General features: G+C 67.9%; 18 protein-coding genes and 1 pseudogene. 6 read left to right on the top strand and 13 right to left on the bottom strand.

What is annotated here, in order from left to right; all coding sequences use genetic code 11:
* Positions 1-246: 246 nt before the first annotated feature.
* The 3 genes from WS92_RS13435 to imuA are packed head-to-tail and all read right to left on the bottom strand — an operon-like array spanning position 247 to position 5,553.
* Positions 247-3,444 (bottom strand): error-prone DNA polymerase, encoded by a 3,198-nt coding sequence (locus tag WS92_RS13435; protein WP_059932644.1) that lies wholly within the window; start codon positions 3,442-3,444, stop codon positions 247-249.
* Positions 3,445-3,449: 5 nt separating this feature from the next.
* On the bottom strand, positions 3,450-4,925 hold the full coding sequence (locus tag WS92_RS13430) for a Y-family DNA polymerase (RefSeq protein ID WP_041861767.1): 1,476 nt from the start codon (positions 4,923-4,925) through the stop codon (positions 3,450-3,452).
* Entirely contained in the window at positions 4,858-5,553 is a 696-nt protein-coding gene (gene imuA / locus WS92_RS13425; protein ID WP_041861768.1) for a translesion DNA synthesis-associated protein ImuA, read from the bottom strand. Before imuA ends, WS92_RS13430 begins: the two co-directional genes overlap by 68 nt.
* 226 nt (positions 5,554-5,779) lie before the next feature.
* On the opposite strand from imuA, the gene WS92_RS13420 reads away from it, so the two are divergent.
* From WS92_RS13420 to arsB, 5 genes and pseudogenes are all read left to right on the top strand, one after another.
* Positions 5,780-6,115 (top strand): ArsR/SmtB family transcription factor, encoded by a 336-nt coding sequence (locus WS92_RS13420; RefSeq protein WP_059932646.1) that lies wholly within the window; start codon positions 5,780-5,782, stop codon positions 6,113-6,115.
* Positions 6,112-6,591, top strand: a complete 480-nt coding sequence (locus tag WS92_RS13415) for an ArsI/CadI family heavy metal resistance metalloenzyme (RefSeq protein ID WP_059932648.1) — start codon at positions 6,112-6,114, stop codon at positions 6,589-6,591. The genes WS92_RS13420 and WS92_RS13415 overlap by 4 nt, the downstream gene beginning before the upstream one ends.
* A 9-nt stretch (positions 6,592-6,600) precedes the next feature.
* A pseudogene (locus WS92_RS13410) lies at positions 6,601-7,096 on the top strand (arsenate reductase ArsC).
* A 16-nt stretch (positions 7,097-7,112) separates the two neighbouring features.
* Positions 7,113-7,607 carry an arsenate reductase ArsC gene (locus tag WS92_RS13405; RefSeq protein ID WP_006024447.1) on the top strand — a complete coding sequence of 165 codons (495 nt, stop codon included), beginning with the start codon at positions 7,113-7,115 and terminating at the stop codon, positions 7,605-7,607.
* 64 nt (positions 7,608-7,671) lie between these two features.
* On the top strand, positions 7,672-8,745 hold the full coding sequence (arsB, locus tag WS92_RS13400; RefSeq protein ID WP_059932650.1) for an ACR3 family arsenite efflux transporter: 1,074 nt from the start codon (positions 7,672-7,674) through the stop codon (positions 8,743-8,745).
* Between the two features lie 304 nt (positions 8,746-9,049).
* On the opposite strand, the gene WS92_RS13395 is transcribed toward arsB, so the two are convergent.
* The 6 genes from WS92_RS13395 to WS92_RS13375 form a co-directional block, all read right to left on the bottom strand.
* Entirely contained in the window at positions 9,050-9,844 is a 795-nt protein-coding gene (locus tag WS92_RS13395) for an ABC transporter ATP-binding protein (protein WP_006024445.1), read from the bottom strand.
* On the bottom strand, positions 9,845-10,741 hold the full coding sequence (locus WS92_RS13390; protein WP_009911173.1) for an ABC transporter permease: 897 nt from the start codon (positions 10,739-10,741) through the stop codon (positions 9,845-9,847).
* A gap of 233 nt (positions 10,742-10,974) precedes the next feature.
* Positions 10,975-11,946: an ABC transporter substrate-binding protein gene (locus tag WS92_RS13385; protein WP_059932651.1), complete on the bottom strand. Its 972-nt coding sequence runs from the start codon at positions 11,944-11,946 to the stop codon at positions 10,975-10,977.
* Between the two features lie 249 nt (positions 11,947-12,195).
* Positions 12,196-13,014 carry a MetQ/NlpA family ABC transporter substrate-binding protein gene (locus tag WS92_RS13380; protein WP_006024442.1) on the bottom strand — a complete coding sequence of 273 codons (819 nt, stop codon included), beginning with the start codon at positions 13,012-13,014 and terminating at the stop codon, positions 12,196-12,198.
* Positions 13,015-13,167, bottom strand: a complete 153-nt coding sequence (locus WS92_RS32055; RefSeq protein WP_006024441.1) for a hypothetical protein — start codon at positions 13,165-13,167, stop codon at positions 13,015-13,017.
* Entirely contained in the window at positions 13,164-14,804 is a 1,641-nt protein-coding gene (locus WS92_RS13375; protein WP_006024440.1) for a methyl-accepting chemotaxis protein, read from the bottom strand. The genes WS92_RS32055 and WS92_RS13375 overlap by 4 nt, the downstream gene beginning before the upstream one ends.
* Before the next feature lie 187 nt (positions 14,805-14,991).
* Here WS92_RS13375 and WS92_RS13370 point away from each other — a divergent pair, with 187 nt between their 5' ends.
* Positions 14,992-15,282, top strand: a complete 291-nt coding sequence (locus WS92_RS13370) for a YciI family protein (protein WP_006024439.1) — start codon at positions 14,992-14,994, stop codon at positions 15,280-15,282.
* A gap of 112 nt (positions 15,283-15,394) precedes the next feature.
* Here the strand turns inward: WS92_RS13370 and WS92_RS13365 are convergent, their stop codons facing one another.
* Genes WS92_RS13365 through WS92_RS13350 form a run of 4 tightly spaced genes read right to left on the bottom strand, consistent with a single transcriptional unit; the run spans position 15,395 to position 18,740 of the window.
* Complete coding sequence (locus WS92_RS13365) at positions 15,395-16,012, bottom strand: SCO family protein (protein WP_006024438.1); 618 nt, start codon at positions 16,010-16,012, stop codon at positions 15,395-15,397.
* A 19-nt stretch (positions 16,013-16,031) separates the two neighbouring features.
* Positions 16,032-16,934: a heme o synthase gene (cyoE, locus tag WS92_RS13360; RefSeq protein WP_006024437.1), complete on the bottom strand. Its 903-nt coding sequence runs from the start codon at positions 16,932-16,934 to the stop codon at positions 16,032-16,034.
* Positions 16,935-16,946: 12 nt separating this feature from the next.
* Positions 16,947-18,056: a COX15/CtaA family protein gene (locus tag WS92_RS13355; RefSeq protein WP_059932653.1), complete on the bottom strand. Its 1,110-nt coding sequence runs from the start codon at positions 18,054-18,056 to the stop codon at positions 16,947-16,949.
* 42 nt (positions 18,057-18,098) lie between these two features.
* The gene (locus WS92_RS13350) at positions 18,099-18,740 is read right to left on the bottom strand and encodes an SCO family protein (RefSeq protein WP_015602042.1); all 642 of its coding nucleotides are present in this window, start codon (positions 18,738-18,740) and stop codon (positions 18,099-18,101) included.
* Positions 18,741-18,774: the final 34 nt, after the last annotated feature.

Below are 18,774 nucleotides of genomic sequence, written 5' to 3'. Positions count from 1 at the left end.
TTATATAACCAAAATAATACCAGTCAATTTGATCGAAACCGGAATGCCGGCTCGCCGGAAAGTGTTGTCAGCCAAGGGCCTCGACGTGTCGAAGCCCTTTATTTACAGGATATTTCTGGATAGGTATTTACCCGCATGCCAAAGACCGGCCGCTGGACATGGGGGTTGGAGCAAGCCGGATTTCGGCCGAATAGATACCGAAATAGCACCAGTGTTGCGCATTGGTATGCATCGATTCGCGGCCGGTCAATGGAATTCGCGGCTCTCGGTTCGCAAGCCCGCGATCAGCGGCGTCAGATCCTCCAGATATTGCGCGACGAGATGCCGGACATCGCTCTCGCACTGCCAGACGCCCGACACCGCGAGCAGCCGCGAATCGAGCGTCTCGCGCCGCTGCCGCTCGAGCAGCTCCGGCCGGACGATCACGTTCACGCTGCCCGTCTCGTCCTCGAGCGTGACGAACAGCACGCCCTTCGCCGTGCCCGGCATCTGCCGCGCGGTCACGAGCCCGCACGCGCGCGCGAGCTGGCCGTTGCGGCGATCGCGCAGCGCCGCGGCGGACGACAGCCGCCGCGCATCGAGCGCGGGCCGCAGCAGCGCGACCGGATGCCGGTTCAGCGTGAGGCCGATCGTGTGATAGTCGGCGAACACGTCGTCGGCCTCGGACGGCGCGCCGAGCGCCGGCCTCACCGCTTCGTCGATCGGCGCGGCGGCGAGCAGGCCGCGCTCCGGCACGGCGGCGACCGCCTGCCACAGCGCATCGCGGCGATTGCCGGCGAGCGTCGCGAACGCGTTCGCGGCGGCGAGCGCCTCGAGATCGCGGCGCTCGAGGCGCGCGCGGCGCGCGAGTTCGTCGACGCTCGCGAACGGCCCCGCCGCGCGCGCCGCCTCGATCCGCCGCGCGGCCTCCTCGCCCAGCCCGCGCACGAGCGACAGGCCGAGCCGCACCGACGGCCCGCCGTCGGGCGGCACCGCGCCGGGCCGCGCTTCGAGCGACGCTTCCCAGTCGCTCTTCGTCGCGTCGATCGGCAGCACCGTCACGCCGTGGCGCTTCGCGTCCTGCACGAGCTGCGCGGGCGGATAGAAGCCCATCGGCTGGCTGTTCAGGAGCGCGGCGAGAAAGATCGCCGGCTCGTGGCACTTGAGCCAGCTACTTGCGTAGACGAGATGCGCGAAGCTCGCCGCGTGGCTCTCCGGAAAGCCGTATTCGCCAAAGCCCTTGATCTGCTCGAAGATCTGCTCGGCGAATTCGGGCGGATAGTCGCGCTCGCGCATGCCGTCGACGATCTTGCGCCGGTACTGCTCGATATTGCCCTTGCGCTTCCACGCGGCCATCGCCCGGCGCAGCTCGTCGGCCTCGCCGGGCGTGAAGCCCGCGGCGATGATCGCGATCTGCATCACCTGCTCCTGGAAGATCGGCACGCCGCGCGTGCGCTCGAGCGCCTGCTTCAGATCGGCCTTCGGATACGTGACGGGCTCGAGCCCTTGCCGCCGCTTCAGGTACGGATGCACCGCGCCGCCCTGGATCGGCCCCGGCCGCACGATCGCGACCTCGATCACGAGATCGTAATAGTTGCGCGGCCGCAAGCGCGGCAGCATCGACATCTGCGCGCGCGACTCGATCTGGAACACGCCGACCGTGTCCGCGCGGCAAATCATGTCGTATGTCTTCACGTCGCCCTGCTCGATGTGCGCCATTCCGAACGGCTTGCCATCCCGCGCGCCGCGCCACGCCGTGACCATGTCGAACGCGCGATGCAGCGCGGACAGCATGCCGAGCGCGAGCACGTCGACCTTCATCAGCCCGAGCGCCTCCAGATCGTCCTTGTCCCACTGGATCACGCGCCGCCCCTCCATCGCCGCGTTCTCGACCGGCACGAGCCGCGTGAGCTTGCCGCGGCTCACCACGAAGCCGCCCGAGTGCTGCGACAGGTGGCGCGGAAAGTTCAGCAGCCGCGCGGCGAGTTCGGCCCACGCGCCAATGAGCGGCGTGTCCGGATCAAGCCCGACCGACTCGAAGCGCGCGAGCAGATCGCGGCTGCCGTCGAACCAGCGATGCGCCTTCGCGACCCGCTCGACGAGCATCGGATCGACGCCGAGCGCCTTGCCGGTCTCGCGCAGCGCGCCGCGCGGGCGATAGGTCGATACGGCCGCCGCGAGCGCCGCGCGGTCGTGGCCGTATTTCTCGTAGAGATACTGGATGACCTCCTCGCGGCGCTGATGCTCGAAGTCGACGTCGATGTCGGGCGGCTCGCCGCGCTCGCGGCTGATGAAGCGCTCGAACAGCAGCGTGCTGCGCTCGGGGTCCACCTCGGTCACGTGCAGGCAATAGCAGACGACCGAGTTCGCCGCCGAGCCGCGCCCCTGGCACAGGATGTTCTTGCTGCGCGCGTATTGGACGATGTCGTAGACCGTCAGGAAATACGGCTCGTAGTTCAGCTCGGCGATCAGCGCGAGTTCGTACTCGATTCTTTTTCGCACCGTTTCCGGCATGCCGCTGGGATAGCGCTCGCGCGCGCCCGCCCAGGTTTCCTGCGCCAGATAGCTCGCCGGCGTATGCCCTGCGGGAACGATTTCATGCGGATATTCGTAGCGCAGCTCGTCGAGCGAGAAAGCGCATGCGTCGAGCATCCGGCACGTCTGCGCGACCGCGTCGGCCGGAAACAACTGCGCGATCCGCTGGCGCGTGCGCAAGTGCTGCTCCGCGTTCGGCGCGAGCGCATGGCCGCATTCGGCGATCGGCATCCCGAGCCTGATCGCCGTCATCGTGTCCTGCAGCGGCTTGCACGAGCGGATGTGCATCGTCACGTCGCCGAGCGCGACGAGGCGCATCCCGCGCCGCTCGCCCGCCGCCCGGACTTCCTCGCGATGCGCGCCGTCGAGCGCGCGCTGCAACTGGACGAGCCCGAGCCGCGCGCGCTCGCCGAACAGCGCGTCGAACCACGCGAGTTGCGCGTCGAGCACGTCGGCGCGCGCCGGATACGTCGGCACGAGAATCGCGAAGCAGTCGGGCACGCCGCGCAGATGCGCGAACGGCGGCGGCGGCGCGGCGAGCATGCGCGGCGTGAGCCGGTAGGCGCCTTTGGGCGCGTCCATCCGCCGCCACGAAATCAGCTCGGAGAGGTTGCCGTAGCCCTCCCGGTTCTGCGCGAGCAGCACGAGGCCGAACGCGCCGGGCCCCGGATCGCGGCCCGGCGCGACGTCGTCCGGCGTCACGTCGAAGTACGCGCCGACGACGAGCGGCAACCCCTGCGCCTTCGCCGCGACGTGCATGCGCGGCGCCCCGGCGAGCGAGCATTCGTCGGTGATCGCGATGCCGCGATAGCCCTGCTTCTTTGCGCGCTCGACGAGCTCTTCCGCCGACGATGCGCCGTGCAGGAACGAGAAGTTCGACCGGCAGAACAGCTCCGCGTAATCGGGCAGGCTCTTGAACGGCGAATCCATGCCGCTCACCCGAACAGGCCGTGCAGGAACCAGCATTGCCCCGCCGCGCCGCTGCCGCGCTCCTGGTAGACCCAGTAGCACGCGCCGTCGCCGTCCTGCGCGATGCGATAGTCGCGCGCGACGAGCTGGCCGTCGAACCAGCCGGCCTCGATCCGCTCGATCGACGACACGAACCTGAGCGGCGTGCGGTAGAACGGCCGGTTCTCGCGCATCACGAGCGGCAGCGGCTGCGCGAGCAGCCACGCGGGACGCGGCGGCGCGACGCCCGGCACGGCCGGCTTGCCCGCCGGCGCGCCGAGCGGCAGCCAGCGGTTCGCCGCCTCGGGCCGGTGATCGGCGATGGGCGCCGCGCGCAGCACGTTGTCCGCGCCGAGCCGCGCGGTCAGGAGCTCGACGAGCCGCGCGCGCGCCTCGCGGGTGCCGCCCGGCTCGGGGAATAGATCGTCGGCGGGCGGCGCGACCGATTCGACGCGCGTCGCCGTCAGACGCACCGCGATCACCGCGGCGGGCAGCGCGACGCGCGCGAGCCGCTCGCCGAGGACGCGCATGAAGTGCGCCTCGTCGCGCGCGGGCTCGGCGAACGCGAGTTCGAGCGGCGTCGGCGGCACCGCCTGGCGGCCGCGCTCGTGCTCGAGCGCGAACGCCATCGCCGACAGCGACAACTGCCGCGCGGCGAGCCAGCCGCACAGTTGCACGACGAGCCGCCGCGCGACGAACAGCACGGCTTGCGCATATTCGACACGCTCCGGCAATTCGAGGCGCATGTCGAACACGGGCGGCACCGGCATCCAGGCGAGCGGCTCCACGGCGTCGCCGTATGCGCGATCGAGCGCGGCGACGAGCGCGGGACCGCAGCGGCGCGTGAGCCCCGCGCGCGGCAGGCGGCGCAGATCGGCGAGCGTGCGGCAGCCAATGCCGTCGAACCAGCCGGCGTACGGGCGCGCGGCGGGCAGCAGCTCGCACGGCAGCGCATCGAGCGCGCGCGCGAGCGACGCCGCCCGCACGATCCGCCGCCGCGCGCGCGGCTTGCCCGGCGCGCGTGCGAGCAGCCACGCGCCGCGCCCCGTCGGCGCGGCGGCAAGACGCGCCGCATAGCCGAGCGTGGCGAGCGTTGCGCGCACCTGCCGGCACAGCGACGGCAGGCCGCCGAACAGCCGCAGGCTCGCGCCGACGTCGACGACGAGCGTCGCTTCGTCGTCGAGCGCGACGCACGGCGAGAAGCGCAGCAGCGCGAGCGCGACCGCGCGCAGCGCGTCGGCCTCGCGCGCCGGATCGCGCTCGACGAGCCGCGTGCCGGACGCGAGCGTCAGCACGCCGCCGCGCTTCATGCCGACGCGCACGCCGTGCGCGCGCGCGGCCGAATCGGCGATCAGCACGACGCCCTGCTCGAGCACCGCACAGCCGTTGCCGCCGTCAGGCGACGGCGGTGCGCACACGTCGAGCGGCAGGCGCGGCAGATGGATGCCGAGCAAGACGCGCATAGCGGCTCTCCACGATGGGCGACGGCAATTCGAGCGAAAGCGGCTCGCCGCACGCCGGCCCGCGGCGCTTGACGATCTCGACCGACACCCCGCCCGGCGACGGATGCAGCGCGAGGCGCAGCACCGCGGGCGACGGCTGCTGCGCGGCGGCGAGCGGCCGGAACATCACGAACAGCGTGTCGCCCGCGCGGGCGGCGGCGAGATGCAGGCGGCGCAGCGCCTCGGCGCGCGTGTTCTGCTGCCACAGCAGGAGCGCGCCGCAGCAGCCGGTCTTGAGCGCCTGCTCGGCCGCCCACAGCGCGTTGGCGCCGCTGTCCGCGCGCAGCCACAGCAGCGCGTCGAGCGGCACGCCGAGGCCGGCGAGCGCGCACGCGTGCGGCGGCTGCGGCGGCGCGACGAACGCGAGCGGCCGCCGCGCGCTGCCCGTCGCCGCGAGCGCGGGCGCGAGCACGCGCATCTCGCCGCAGCCCGCGTGCGGCACGAGCAGCTCGACAAGCCCGCCGACCGGCCAGCCGCCCCCCGGCAACTCGGCCGACAGCGCCGCATAGCCGGTATCGACCGTGCGCGGGCCGCCGCGCGCGAGCTGCGAGCCGCGCCAGAGCGTTATTCCCCCCAAGTCGGAATACATGGTTCTGTCGAGTAACGCATCAATAGAACGCGCCCGTTCATCGGAGCCGCGCATCTGCAGGGGCTGAATAACGGTGCGATTCATGGGGGAACTCTCATCAAATACTGTATAAATATACAGTTATTCTAACGCAAGATTTCGGGATTGCCAGAGGGCGTGGACGAACCCGCTGGTCGAGTGTGTGTCGATCCTTCGCAATATTCGATATTTCCATTATTATCGAATAATGGAAACGAACCAAACCATTGCTGCCCTCGCAGCACTCGCGCACGAGTCCCGGCTCGCCATCTTCCGTGCTCTTGTGCAGGCGGGCCCGGAGGGCATGCCGGCCGGGCAGATTGCCACGCTGCTAGATGTGCCGCCATCGTCGCTCTCCTTCCATTTGAAGGAGTTGGCGCATGCGCAGCTCGTCACTAGCCGCCAGGAAGGCCGCTTCGTCTTCTACTGCGCGAGCTTCGAAACGATGAATGGCCTGCTGGCCTACCTCACGGAGAACTGCTGCGGCGGCAACCCTTGCTCGCCGGCAGCCGCCTGTTCGACGTCCAAGAAGCATCAATCATGAAACGCTTTCATGTTCACGTCGGCGTCGCCGATCTCGCCGAGAGCATTCGCTTCTACTCGGCGCTGTTCGCCGCCGAACCGACCGTCGTCAAGGACGACTACGCCAAGTGGATGCTCGACGACCCGCACATCAATTTCGCGATCTCGCAGCGCGGCGCAGCGCCGGGCCTCGACCATCTCGGCGTGCAGGTCGAGAACGAGACCGAGCTTGCGGAAATGCACGCGCGTTTGAGCGCGGCGTCCTTGCCCGTCGACGCGCAGATCGGCACGGCGTGCTGCTATGCGCGTTCCGACAAATACTGGACGGTCGATCCGCAAGGCGTTGCCTGGGAGACATACCAGACGCTCGGCGAGGTTCCAACCTTCGGTGAATCCCGTAGCGCGCCGGCGGCTGAATCGAACGCCGACGCTTCTGCTTGCTGTTCCCCCGCGCGCGGCAAGCCGATCGGCGTGCCGGTGAAATCTTCCTGCTGCTGAGGTCCGACCATGAGCGGCAAGCGCTACAACGTGCTGTTCATCTGTACCGGCAATTCCGCCCGATCGGTCCTGTCCGAAGGCTTGATGAGCCAGCTTGGCGACGGGCGCTTCGTTGCCTACTCGGGCCGGCAGTCATCCGAAAGGCGAGGTGAACCCGTTCGCACTGCGCGAGCTGGCACGTTGGCAATTGCCGACCGAAGGGTATCGAAGCACGAGCCGGGATGAATTTGCGGCGCCTGGCGCGCCCATGCTCGATTTTGTCTTCACCGTGTGCGGCAAGGCCGCCGGCGAGGTCTGCCCGATCTGGCCCGGTCAACCGATCACCGCGCACTGGGGCGTGCCTGACCCGGCCGATGTCGAGGGCTCCGACGAGCAGAAGCAGCAGGCCATGCACGACGCCGCGCTGACGTTGAAGCGTCGGATCGACCTGCTGCTGTCATTGCCGCTCACCAAACTCGATAACGTCGCGCTGCAGAAATCGGTGCGCGAAATCGGCCAACAGTAAATCTGGATTCTCGGACATGACCACGAACGTGCTGATCCTCTGCACCCACAACTCGGCGCGCAGCGTGCTGTCGGAAGGGATGCTCAATCACTGGGCAGCGAAGCTCGGCAAGGATGTGCGAGCGTACAGCGCCGGCAGCGCGCCGAGCGGTCGCCTCAATCCGTTCGCGCTGGAGGCGCTGACGAACGCCGGTATCGACGTGAGCGACTACCGTAGCAAGAGCTGGGACGAGTTCGTCGGGGACAGTGCGCCCGAAATGCGCGTCGTCATCACGGTGTGCGATAGCGCGGCCGCCGAGACGTGCCCGTACTGGCCCGGTAGCCCCGTCAAAGTGCACTGGGGCTACGCCGATCCGTCGAATGCAGCGGGCGGCGACGAAGGCAAGCGCCTCGCGTTCGAACTCACACGCCAGGCAATCGGCTATCGCATGCTGCAGTTGCTGGCGCTGCCGCTCGATCGCATGAGCAATACCGAACTCCAGACAGCGTTGACCGAGATCTCGCAGAACTGAACATTCGCATGGCGGCCTGCCGAAACACGCGGCTGCCGACGACTTCAAGACCGCCCCCTGTCCAATGAACGCGTCCAATGTCGCCCCGCCGGGCCAGGCCGTCGCAAAGCCTTCCATCAATTTCTTCGAACGCTATCTGACCGTCTGGGTTGCGCTGTGCATCGTCGCCGGCATCGCGCTCGGCCAGGTGCTGCCCGGCCTGTTCCAGCAGATCGGCCGGATGGAATATGCGCAGGTCAATCTCCCGGTCGGGCTGCTGATCTGGGTGATGATCATCCCGATGCTGGTCAAGGTCGACTTTGGCGCTCTGCATGAAGTGCGCCAGCACGTGAAAGGCATCGGCGTCACGCTCGCCGTGAACTGGCTCGTCAAACCGTTCTCGATGGCATTCCTCGGCTGGCTGTTCATCCGCCACCTGTTCGCGCCGATGCTGCCCGCTGATCAGCTCGACAGCTACATCGCCGGCTTGATCTTGCTGGCCGCCGCACCGTGCACGGCGATGGTATTCGTGTGGAGTCGACTGACGGGCGGCGATCCGCTGTTCACGTTGTCGCAGGTCGCGCTGAACGACAGCATCATGGTGATCGCCTTCGCGCCGCTGGTCGGCCTGCTGCTGGGGATGTCCGCAATCACGGTGCCGTGGGCGACGCTGCTCACGTCCGTCGTGCTTTACATCGTTATCCCGGTGATCATTGCGCAGATCCTGCGCAAGCGGCTGCTCGCGAACGGTCAGGCTGCATTCGATGCCGCGATGGCGAAGATCGGCCCGTGGTCGATCGCCGCGCTGCTGGCCACACTCGTGTTGCTGTTTGCGTTCCAGGGCGAAGCGATCCTGAAGCAGCCGCTGGTGATCGCGCTGCTCGCGGTGCCGATCCTGATTCAGGTGTTTTTCAACTCGGCGCTCGCTTACTGGCTCAATCGCGCCGTGGGCGAGAAGCACAACATCGCGTGCCCGTCCGCACTAATCGGCGCATCCAACTTCTTCGAGCTGGCCGTCGCGGCCGCAATCAGCCTGTTCGGTTTCCATTCCGGTGCGGCGCTGGCCACCGTCGTCGGTGTGCTGATCGAAGTGCCGGTCATGCTGTTGGTGGTGCGCATCGTCAATCAGTCGAAGGGCTGGTACGAGTGCCGGACCTGACATGTCCACCCAGGCAAAGCCGCGCTATGCAGCAGCAAGGCATCGCAACGTTTCTATGCTATCGGGCCACAAACCATGCATCGCCAGAGTAAAGGTCCAGAGCGACGGATGCAGCGATTCGAGGGAGAGGGAGGAAGCGGACGTCGCATAGCCGATTACTGCATGTTTGCACAACATATGGCAATGCGTTCGCGGCGCACATCACGAACCACGCCCGTTCGGCCAGCGGCCGAAGCAGCGTCCGTCCCCGCACGGCATCCCGAAACGACCGCCCCGAAACCGCAGCCGCCGCCGAAACCGCCCGTCAGCCGAGCAGCAGCGCGTCGTCGTCGAGCTTCTCGTGCCGCGTCTTCTCGAACAATTGCAGCAGATCGGGCACGTCGAGCCCGCGACGCTCGTCGCCGGACACGTCGAGCACCACCTGCCCCTGATGCAGCATCACCGTGCGATCGCCGTAATCGAGCGCCTGCCGCATGCTGTGCGTGACCATCATCGTCGTCAGCCGGCTTTCCTCGACGATCCGCGCGGTCAGCTCCAGCACGAACGCGGCCGTCTTCGGATCGAGCGCGGCCGTGTGCTCGTCGAGCAGCAGGATGCGCGACGGCCGCAGCGACGCCATCAGCAGGCTCACCGCCTGCCGCTGTCCGCCCGACAGCAGGCCGATGCGATCGGTGAGCCGGTTCTCGAGCCCGAGATTCAGCAGCCGCAGCCTGTCGCGAAACAGCTCGCGCGACGCGCGGTTCAGCGCCGGCAGAAAGCCGCGCCGCGCGCCGCGCGCCATCGCGAGCGACATGTTCTCCTCGATCGTCAGCGCTTCACAGGTGCCCGCCATCGGGTCCTGGAACACGCGCGCGACGAGCGGCGCACGATCCCACGCCGGCTTGCGCGTGACGTCGATGCCGTCGATCGCGATCCGTCCCGAATCGACCGGCTGATCGCCGCTCACCGAATTCAGGAACGTCGATTTCCCGGCGCCGTTCGAGCCGATCACCGTGACGAACTGGCCGTCCGGAATGTCGAGCGACAGCCCGCGCAGCGCGCGCGTCTCGATCGGCGTGCCGGGGTTGAACGTGAGCTTCAGGTCTTGTGCGCAGAGCATTTACGCCCCCCTCGTCTTGCGGCCGAACAGTTTCTTGCGTGTCGCGGGCAGCACGAGCGCGACCGTCACGAGCACGGCCGTCACGAGGTTCAGGTCCTGCGCCTTCAGGCCGACGAACTCGCTGTTGAGCGCGAGCGCGATGAAGAAACGATAGAGGATCGCGCCGAGCACGACGGCGAGCGTCGTGAGAAAGAGCCGCCGCGCGGGCAGCAGCGTCTCGCCGATGATCACGGCGGCGAGCCCGATCACGATCGTGCCGATCCCCATCGAGATGTCCGAGCCGCCCTGCGTCTGCGCGAAGAGCGCGCCCGCGAGCGCGACGAGCGCGTTCGACAGCGCCATGCCGGCGAGCGTCGCGCGGCCCGTCGCGATGCCCTGCGCGCGCGCCATTCGCGGATTCGCGCCCGTCGCGCGCATCGCGAGCCCGAGCTGCGACGAGAAGAACCAGTCGAGGCCGAGCTTCGCGATCACGACGACGACGGCAAGGAGCGCCGGCCGCAGCACGTAGTCGGGCATCCAGTCGAGCTGCAGCACCGTGAAGAGCGTCGGCTCGGTGATGAGCGGCACGTTCGGCCGGCCCATGATCCGCAGGTTCACCGAATAGAGCGCGATCATCATCAGGATGCTCGCGAGCAGATCCATGATCTTCAGCCGCACGTTCAGCCAGCCGGTGACGAAGCCCGCGCACGCGCCCGCGGCGATCGCGGCGAGCGTCGACGTGAACGGATCGTGGCCCGCGGCGATCAGCGTCGCGGCGACGGCGCCGCCGAGCGGAAAGCTGCCGTCGACGGTCAGGTCCGGAAAATTGAGGATGCGAAACGAGATCAGCACCCCGAGCGCGACGAGGCTGAAGATGAGGCCGATCTCCAGCGCGCCGAGAAGAGAAAAAAGAGACATGGTTGGGGAAATCCTGTTGCAGCGTGCTGCGCGTGACGGAGCGGCGAGCGGCGAGCGCGGCGGCCAGGCCAGGCCGGACCCGACTTGGCCCGGATGCGTCGGCCGCGCGCGGCGCCTGTCGCGCAATGCGTCGCGGACCGCCGAAGCAAAACACAGCCAAGCGTAGCGACGCCCGACATGCCGACGCCCGGCGCATCGAAGCCCGTCGAGACCGGCCGCCGCCCGCACTTGCGTTACTTGATGACCGTCTTCGCTTCTTTGACGAGATCGGGCGAAAGCGTCACGCCCTGCTTCGCGGCCGCGTCGGTGTTCACGAACAGTTCGAGATTGCTGCTCGTCTCCGATGCGATCGCGCCCGGCTTCTCGCCCTTCAGGATGCGCGCGACGACCTTGCCCGTCTGCCGGCCGAGATCGCCGTAGTTGATGCCGAGCGCCGCGACGCCGCCGCGCTTCACGCTGTCGGTGTCGCCCGCGACGAGCGGGATCTTCGCCTCGTTCGCGACCTTCACGAGCGATTCGTATGCGGACACGACGTTGTTGTCGGTATTCGTGTAGATCACGTCGACCTTGCCGATCAGGCTCTTCGCGGCGGGCGCGATGTCGACGGTGCGCGGCGCGGCCGCTTCCTTGAGCGTCATCCCCTGCTTCGCGAGGATCTCCTTCATTTCCTTCACGACGACGACCGAGTTCGCCTCGCCCGGGTTGTAGACCATCCCGACCGTCTTCGCCTTCGGCGCCACGCGCTTGATGAGCGCGACCTGCCGGTCGAGCGGCAGTTTGTCGGACACGCCCGTCACGTTGGTGCCGGTCGGCCCCCAGCCCTTGACGAGCTGCGCGGCAACGGGATCGGTCACGCCCGAATAGACGACAGGCACGCTCTTCGTCGACGCGACGACGGCCTGCGCGGCGGGCGTCGCGATCGCGACGATCACGTCCGGACGGTCGCCGATGAACTTGCGCGCGATCTGCGCGGCGGTGCCCGTATTGCCCTGCGCGCTCTGGTATTCCCACTTGAGCCTGTCGTCGCCGTAGCCTTCGGCCTTCAGCTCGGCGCGCACGCCGTCGCGGATCGCGTCGAGCGCCGGATGATCGACGATCGACAGCACCTTGACGGTCTGCGCGTGCGCGGCGCCGACGCCCAGCATCGCGAATGCCGCGACGCCCGCCGCAATCGAATGAGCGGCCACGATCTTGAATCGCTTCATCTGTCTGTCTCCCCCGGTTCTGAATGGTGGACGGGCCGCGCTCCCCGGAACGTGCGCGGCCCGCGCGGCCGCGCCGGAACGGGCGCGGCGGCAAGCTTCTGAGGATACCATTTCCCCAGACCGTTCAATATTTCGGGACAGTACCGAGAGCGCCGCGCCGGCGGCCGCCCGATGCCCGATGCGCGGCCGAAAACAAATAAGCCCGCGCGATGCGCGGGCCTTCGGCGATTCGGGACGATCGGACGACGCTCAGAACGACGCGACCATCGAACCCTTGAACTGCTTCGTGATGAACTCCTTCACTTCCGGCGACTGGTACGCCTTCACGAGCTTCTTCACCCACGGCTGATCCTTGTCCTTCGCGCGGACCGCGATCAGGTTCGCGTAAGGGCTCGTCAGCGATTCGAGCGCGATCGCGTCCTTGGTCGGCTGCAGGTTCGCCGCGAGCGCGTAGTTCGTGTTGATCACGGCCGCGTCGACGTCGGACAGCACGCGCGGCAGTTGCGCGGCGTCGAGCTCGGTCAGCTTCAGCTTCTTCGGATTCTCGGCGACGTCGAGCACGGTCGCGTTGCTGCCGCCCGTGCCGGCGCCCGCCTTCAGCTTGATCACGCCCTGCGTCTGCAGCAGTAGCAGCGCGCGGTTCTCGTTCGACGGATCGTTCGGCAGCGCGACCTTCGCGCCCGCGGGCAGATCCTTCAGCGTCTTGAACTTCTTCGAATAGACGCCGATCGGCGAGATGTACGTGAGGCCCGCACTCACGATCTTGTAGCCGCGCTGCTTCACCTGGCTGTCGAGGTACGGCTGGTGCTGGAAGCTGTTCGCGTCGAGGTCGCCCGCATCGAGCGCCGCGTTCGGCTGCACGTAGTCGTTGAACTCGATGACCTTCACATCGAGGCCCTGCTTTTCCTTCGCGACCTTCTGGACGACTTGCCAGACCTGCGCGTCGGGGCCCGCGACCGTGCCCACCTTGATCACCTTGTCCTGCGCTTGCGCGCCGACGGAAACGGAAAGGGCGGCGGCGCCGGCCGCGACCGCGGAGACAACTTTCAGGAGAGTGCGACGCTTCATCTATTTCTCGCTTGCTTGCAGAACCATCCAGGCTCGGTAGAGGGGGCGCGACGGCCTGACCGGCCGGGCCGCGCGGACGAAAGCGCAAATGGTGTCACAAGATCGCCAGGCTGTGAAATACATCCCGCTCATATAGGTATGGGAATGCGTCATGCGAGCGCCGGCTCGACGCGCCCGGACGACGCGGCCGCATTCGGGCCGCTGCCCGCCGCCGCGCTCGGCGCACGCGCGGCCGCCGCGCCGTCGCCGACCTGGAACGCGCTCACCGATTCGCGCAGCCGCGCCGCCTGCTCCTGAAGCGACGACGCCGCGGCCGCCGCCTCCTCGACGAGCGCCGCATTCTGCTGCGTCATTTCGTCCATCTGCGTGACCGCGCGGCCGACTTGCGAAATCCCGCTCGACTGCTCCTCGGACGCGGCCGCGATCTCGCCCATGATGTCGGTCACGCGCCGCACCGCCTGCAGGATCTCCGTCATCGTCTCGCCCGCCTGGCCGACGAGCGCCGAGCCGTTGCTCACGCGCTCCACCGACGCGTCGATCAGTTGCTTGATCTCCTTCGCGGCCGTCGCGCTCCTCTGCGCGAGCGAGCGCACCTCGCCCGCGACGACCGCGAAGCCGCGGCCCTGCTCGCCCGCGCGCGCCGCCTCGACGGCCGCATTCAGCGCGAGGATGTTGGTCTGGAACGCGATGCCGTCGATCACGCCGATGATGTCGGCGATCTTCTGCGAGCTGTCGTTGATCTCGCCCATCGTGCCGATCACGCGGCTCACGACGTCGTTGCCCTTCAGCGCGATCTCGGACGCGCTGTTCGCGAGCCCGCTCGCCTGCCGCGCGTTCTCGGCGTTCTGCTTGACGGTCGCGGTCAGCTCTTCCATGCTCGCCGCGGTCTCTTCGAGCGATGCGGCCTGCTGCTCGGTGCGCTGCGACAGATCGTGATTGCCCGACGCGATCTCGTGGCTCGCGGCCGCGATCGATTCGGCCGCCTGGCGGATGCCGCCGATCGTCGACCGCAGGCGGCCCTGCATGTCGCGCATCGCGGCCATCATGCTCGTCCTGTCGCCCGCGCGCACCGTGACGGGCCGCGTCAGGTCGCCCGCCGCGATCCGCGCGGCGAGCGAGGCCGCCGCATCCGGCTCGCCGCCGAGGCTCGCGCGCACGTTGCGGATGATGACGAGCATCGCCGCCGTGATCACGAGGCCGATCACGAACACCATCGCGAGATGGCCGACGAGCGTCTCGTAGTAGACGGTATCGATGTCCTTCAGGAACACGCCGCTCGAGATGTTCCAGTCCCACGGCGCGAAGCGCGTCACGTAGCTGATCTTCGGCACCGCGGTCTCGCTGTGCGGCAGTCGCCCGCGATACTCGGCGAAGCCGCGCCCGCTCTCCTTCGCCGCGTTCACGATCGTGACGAAAAGCCGCTTGCCGTCCGGGTCCAGGTAATCGCCGACCTGCGTGCCGACGAGCTTCGGCAGCGTCGGATGCATCAGCACGACGGGCGTCGAGTCCGTCACGAACAAGTAGCCGGAATCCCCATAGCGCATCGCCGACAGGCGCGCGAGCGCTTCGCGCCGCGCGTCCTCGTCGCTCATCCTGCCGCTCTGCGCGAGCGCGTAGTACGCCTTCACCACGCCCGCCGCCGAATCGACGAGATTCGCCATCCCTTCCTTGCGCTCGGCGAGCATCGTCGTGCGCGTCTCGAACGCGCTCCACGCGCCTACCCCCAGCAATCCGACCCATACGAGCGCAAGCGCCAGCCACAGCTTGCGGTTCAAGCTCATTCTGTTCATCGTGTGTGCGTTCCCGTGTCGTGTTCGTCGCGCGCCGTCCGCGCCGCGGCCCCGGCCGCGAACGATCGCTGCCGCTATTTACGGCACGCCGGCTTACAACTTGAATGGAAGCGCGATGGCGACGACTGTGCTACAAGAGCGGCTTGGCTGCAGCATGGCGTCGCGGCCCACATTCAACGAGGCCTCCATGTACGTGATCGATATCCGCTACACCGCGCCGCTCGAGCGCATCGACGACGCGCTCGAACGCCACCGCGCCTACCTGCAACGCCATTTCGACGCCGGCGTGTTCGTCGCGTGCGGGCCGAAGGTGCCGCGCGACGGCGGCGTGATCCTCGCGGTGCGGATCGAGCGCGACAAGCTCGATGCGATCCTCGAAACCGATCCGTTCGTCACCGAAGGGCTCGCCACGTACACGGTGACCGAATTCAAGACGACGCGCATCGCGCCGGGCGTCAATCTGCCGGCGCTGCCGTAATGAAAAACACCCCGAAGTCCGGACAAGCGTCCGGCGCTTCGGGGTGCATGCCGCGGGGTGCATGCCGCGGGGTACATGCCGTATCGGCAGGCAGCCGCTCGTTTTCGAGTCGTCAGTCGAGCAGCAGCTTCAGATCGTGGACCCACGGCCCCGGCCCCTGGCCGTCGCGCACGAACAGGCGCAGCTTGCCGCTCGGATCGAACACGTAGCTCGCGGCGGTGTGGTCCATCGTGTAGCTGTCGGGCGTCTTGCCCGGCACCTTCGCATAGTAGACGCGGAAGTCCTTCGTCACCTTCTTCAGTTGCGCTTCGTCGGCGGGCCGCAGGCCGACGAACGCCGGATTGAACGCGGGCACGTACTGGCCGAGGATCGCCGCGGTGTCACGCTCCGGATCGACGGTGACGAACAGCACCTGCACGCGCTTGCCGTCCGGGCCAAGCTGCTGCAGCGCCTGCGACAGCTCCGCCATCGTCGTCGGGCACACGTCCGGGCAGTGCGTATAGCCGAAGAACACCACGACCGCCTTGCCCTTGAATTCGCCGAGCGTGCGGATCTTGCCCGTCGTGTCCGGCAGCGCGAAGTCGCCGGTGAACTGCGAGTTGCCGGTGATGTCGAGATTCTGGAACGCCGGCTGCTGGTTGCAGCCCGCGATCAGCAAGGCGCCCGCGAGTGCGCAGGCGAACAACCAGCCGCGCTGCGCGCGGCGGCATGCAAACAGGGATTTGAGCATTGCGATCGAACCGTTGGAGTTACATCCCGATCATGGGACGTGCGTAGTGGTCGACGAGGAGCGCCGCGAACAACAGCGACAGATAGACGATCGAATAGCGGAACGCGCGGCGCGCGAGCGCATCCGAGTAATCGCGGTAGATCTTCCACGCGTACGCCAGGAAGATCGCGCCGAGCAGCACCGCGCTCGTCAGATAGACGGCCCCGCTCATCCCGGAGATGAACGGCATCATCGTGACGGCGAACAGGATCACCGTGTACAGCAGGATGTGCAGCCGCGTGAACTGCTCGCCGTGCGTGACGGGCAGCATCGGCAGGCCCGCGTTCTCGTAATCCTTGCGGCGGTAGAGCGCGAGCACCCAGAAGTGCGGCGGCGTCCACACGAAGATGATCAACACGAGAATCCACGCGTCGCCGGGCACCGCGCCCGTGACGGCCGCCCAGCCGAGCGCGGGCGGCATCGCGCCCGACGCGCCGCCGATCACGATGTTCTGCGGCGTCATCGGCTTGAGCAAGAGCGTGTAGATCACCGCGTAGCCGACGAACGTCGCGATCGTCAACCACATCGTCAGCGGGTTCGTGAACGTGTAGAGCGTCCACGCGCCGAGGCCGCCCAGCACGGTCGAGAACGCGAGGATCTGCAAGGTCGTGATCTCGCCGCGCGCGGACGGACGCCACGCGGTGCGCCGCATCATCGCGTCGATCTTCTGCTCGACGAGGCAATTGATCGCGAACGCCGAGCCCGCGAGCAGCCCGATGCCGATCGTGCCGCCGAGCAGCACTTTCCACGGCACCATGCCCGGCGTCGCGAGGAACATCCCGATCACCGCGCAGAACACGGCGAGCTGCGTGACGCGAGGCTTCGTCAGCGCCAGATACTGGGAGAGACGGCTACCGGGCGTATGGGAAAGTGTCGTGTCCATGTACGGTCAACGTCACGCGGGCGCGGCGTCGCGCGCGGGTTGCGCGACGCGGCCGGGACGGCTTGAAAGGATGCGAAAGTTTAGCATGACGACGAGGAGCAGCAGGATCGCGGCCCCGCCGTTGTGCGCGACGGCGACAGGCAACGGCCATTGCAGCACGATATTCGTCAAACCCGTGACGAACTGCAGCACGACGACGGCGAGCACGCCGTTCGCCGGCCACCGCAGCGACGCGAAGCGGCGCATCTTCAGCGCGAACGCGATCAGGTACGCGACGACGACGAATGCGAACGTGCGGTGGGTCCAGTGGATCGCGACGAGCGCGTCCTGCGTGATCGCGCCGCCGTCGTTCGTCATCCCGAGCGCGCGCCAAAGGTGGAAGCCGTTGCGGAAGTCCATCGGCGGCATCCACGCGCCGTTGCAGGTCGGGAAATCGGTGCACGCGAGCACCGCGTAGTTCGTGCTGACCCAGCCGCCGAGCGCGATCTGCGCGACGAGCAGCACAAGCGCCGCGAGCGCCGCCGCGCGGTAACGGCCCGCGCCGGGCTCGTGCGCGGGCAGCGGCGTCTGCCGCGCCGCGAGCCAGCCGAGCGTGCCGAGCAGCGTCAGGCCGAGCAGCAGGTGGATCGTGACGATCACCGGCTGCAGCTTCATCGTCACGGTCCACGCGCCGAACGCGCCCTGCACGAGGATCAGCAGCAGCAGGCCCGTCGGCCACCACGGCGAGACATGAAGCGGCTTGCGGCGCAGCCGCGCGGCCCATGCGATCGCCGTCTGCGCGATGATCAGCACGCCGATCGCCATCGCGAAATAGCGGTGGATCATCTCGATCCATGCCTTCGTCATGCTGACGGGGCCCGTCGGCATCGCCTGATGGGCGGCCGTGATCGCCGCATGCGCGACGAACGGCGACGACGTACCGTAACAGCCCGGCCAGTCCGGGCAGCCGAGCCCCGAATCGGTCAGGCGCGTGAAGCCGCCGAACATCACGAGATCGAGCGTGAGGAACGTCGTGATCCAGACGAGCTTGCGGAACTTGCCGTCGTCCGCCTTCACCCACACGTAGGACAGCGGCAGCAGCGCGATGCAGAGGCCGATCAGGCCGAGTTGCAATAGGTACATCGTGTTTCTCTCTTACCCTCTATCGCCGGTCGGGACCGGCGCTCAACCGATGCTCGACCACTTGAGGAGCTTCGTCACGTCCTGCTTGATCTTGCTCGGGTCCGGATTCTTCGGGAAACGCATCATCAGGTTGCCGTTCGGATCGACGAGATAGAGGTGATCCGCGACCTGCGTGCCCGCATCGGCGGGCAGCCACGCGGCGACCGCGGCCGGATCGGCGCGCAGCTTGCGCGTGTCCGGATACGCATCGGCGATCGCCGCCGGCACGTTCGCCGCGTCGCTCTTCAGCCACACCATCGTGATCCGCTGCCGCTCGCCCGCCTGCGTCGCGCGCACCTGGCGCATGAAGTAGAGCTTCTTCGCGCATGCGTCGCCGCACGCGCCGCCGTCCTCCATCACGAACAGCCACACGCCGCGCAGCGACGCGAGCGGCACCGTCTTGCCCGTTTCGTCGACGACGGTCAGATCGGGCGGAATCGGCCGCTGCGGCTCGATCAGCGTGCCGTAGTTGGTCGCACCGCCGCGCGGCTTGATCACGTAATACGTGAAATACGACGCGACCACGGGCGCCGCGCAGACGAGCGCGAGCGCGAGCAGCACCCAGCGGCCACGCCGCCACGAGCCGCGCTGCGCGGGTTCCGCTTGCCGGCCGTCTTGCGGCCGCGTCGGATGGGAAGATTGCATCACCAAAGAGACCTCTTGAAACGATGGACCTCGC

The sequence above is a fragment of the Burkholderia sp. MSMB1588 genome, from assembly GCF_001546925.1.
Taxonomy (GTDB): Bacteria; Pseudomonadota; Gammaproteobacteria; order Burkholderiales; family Burkholderiaceae; genus Burkholderia; species Burkholderia humptydooensis.
This window is presented reverse-complemented; position numbering and strand designations above follow the sequence as displayed.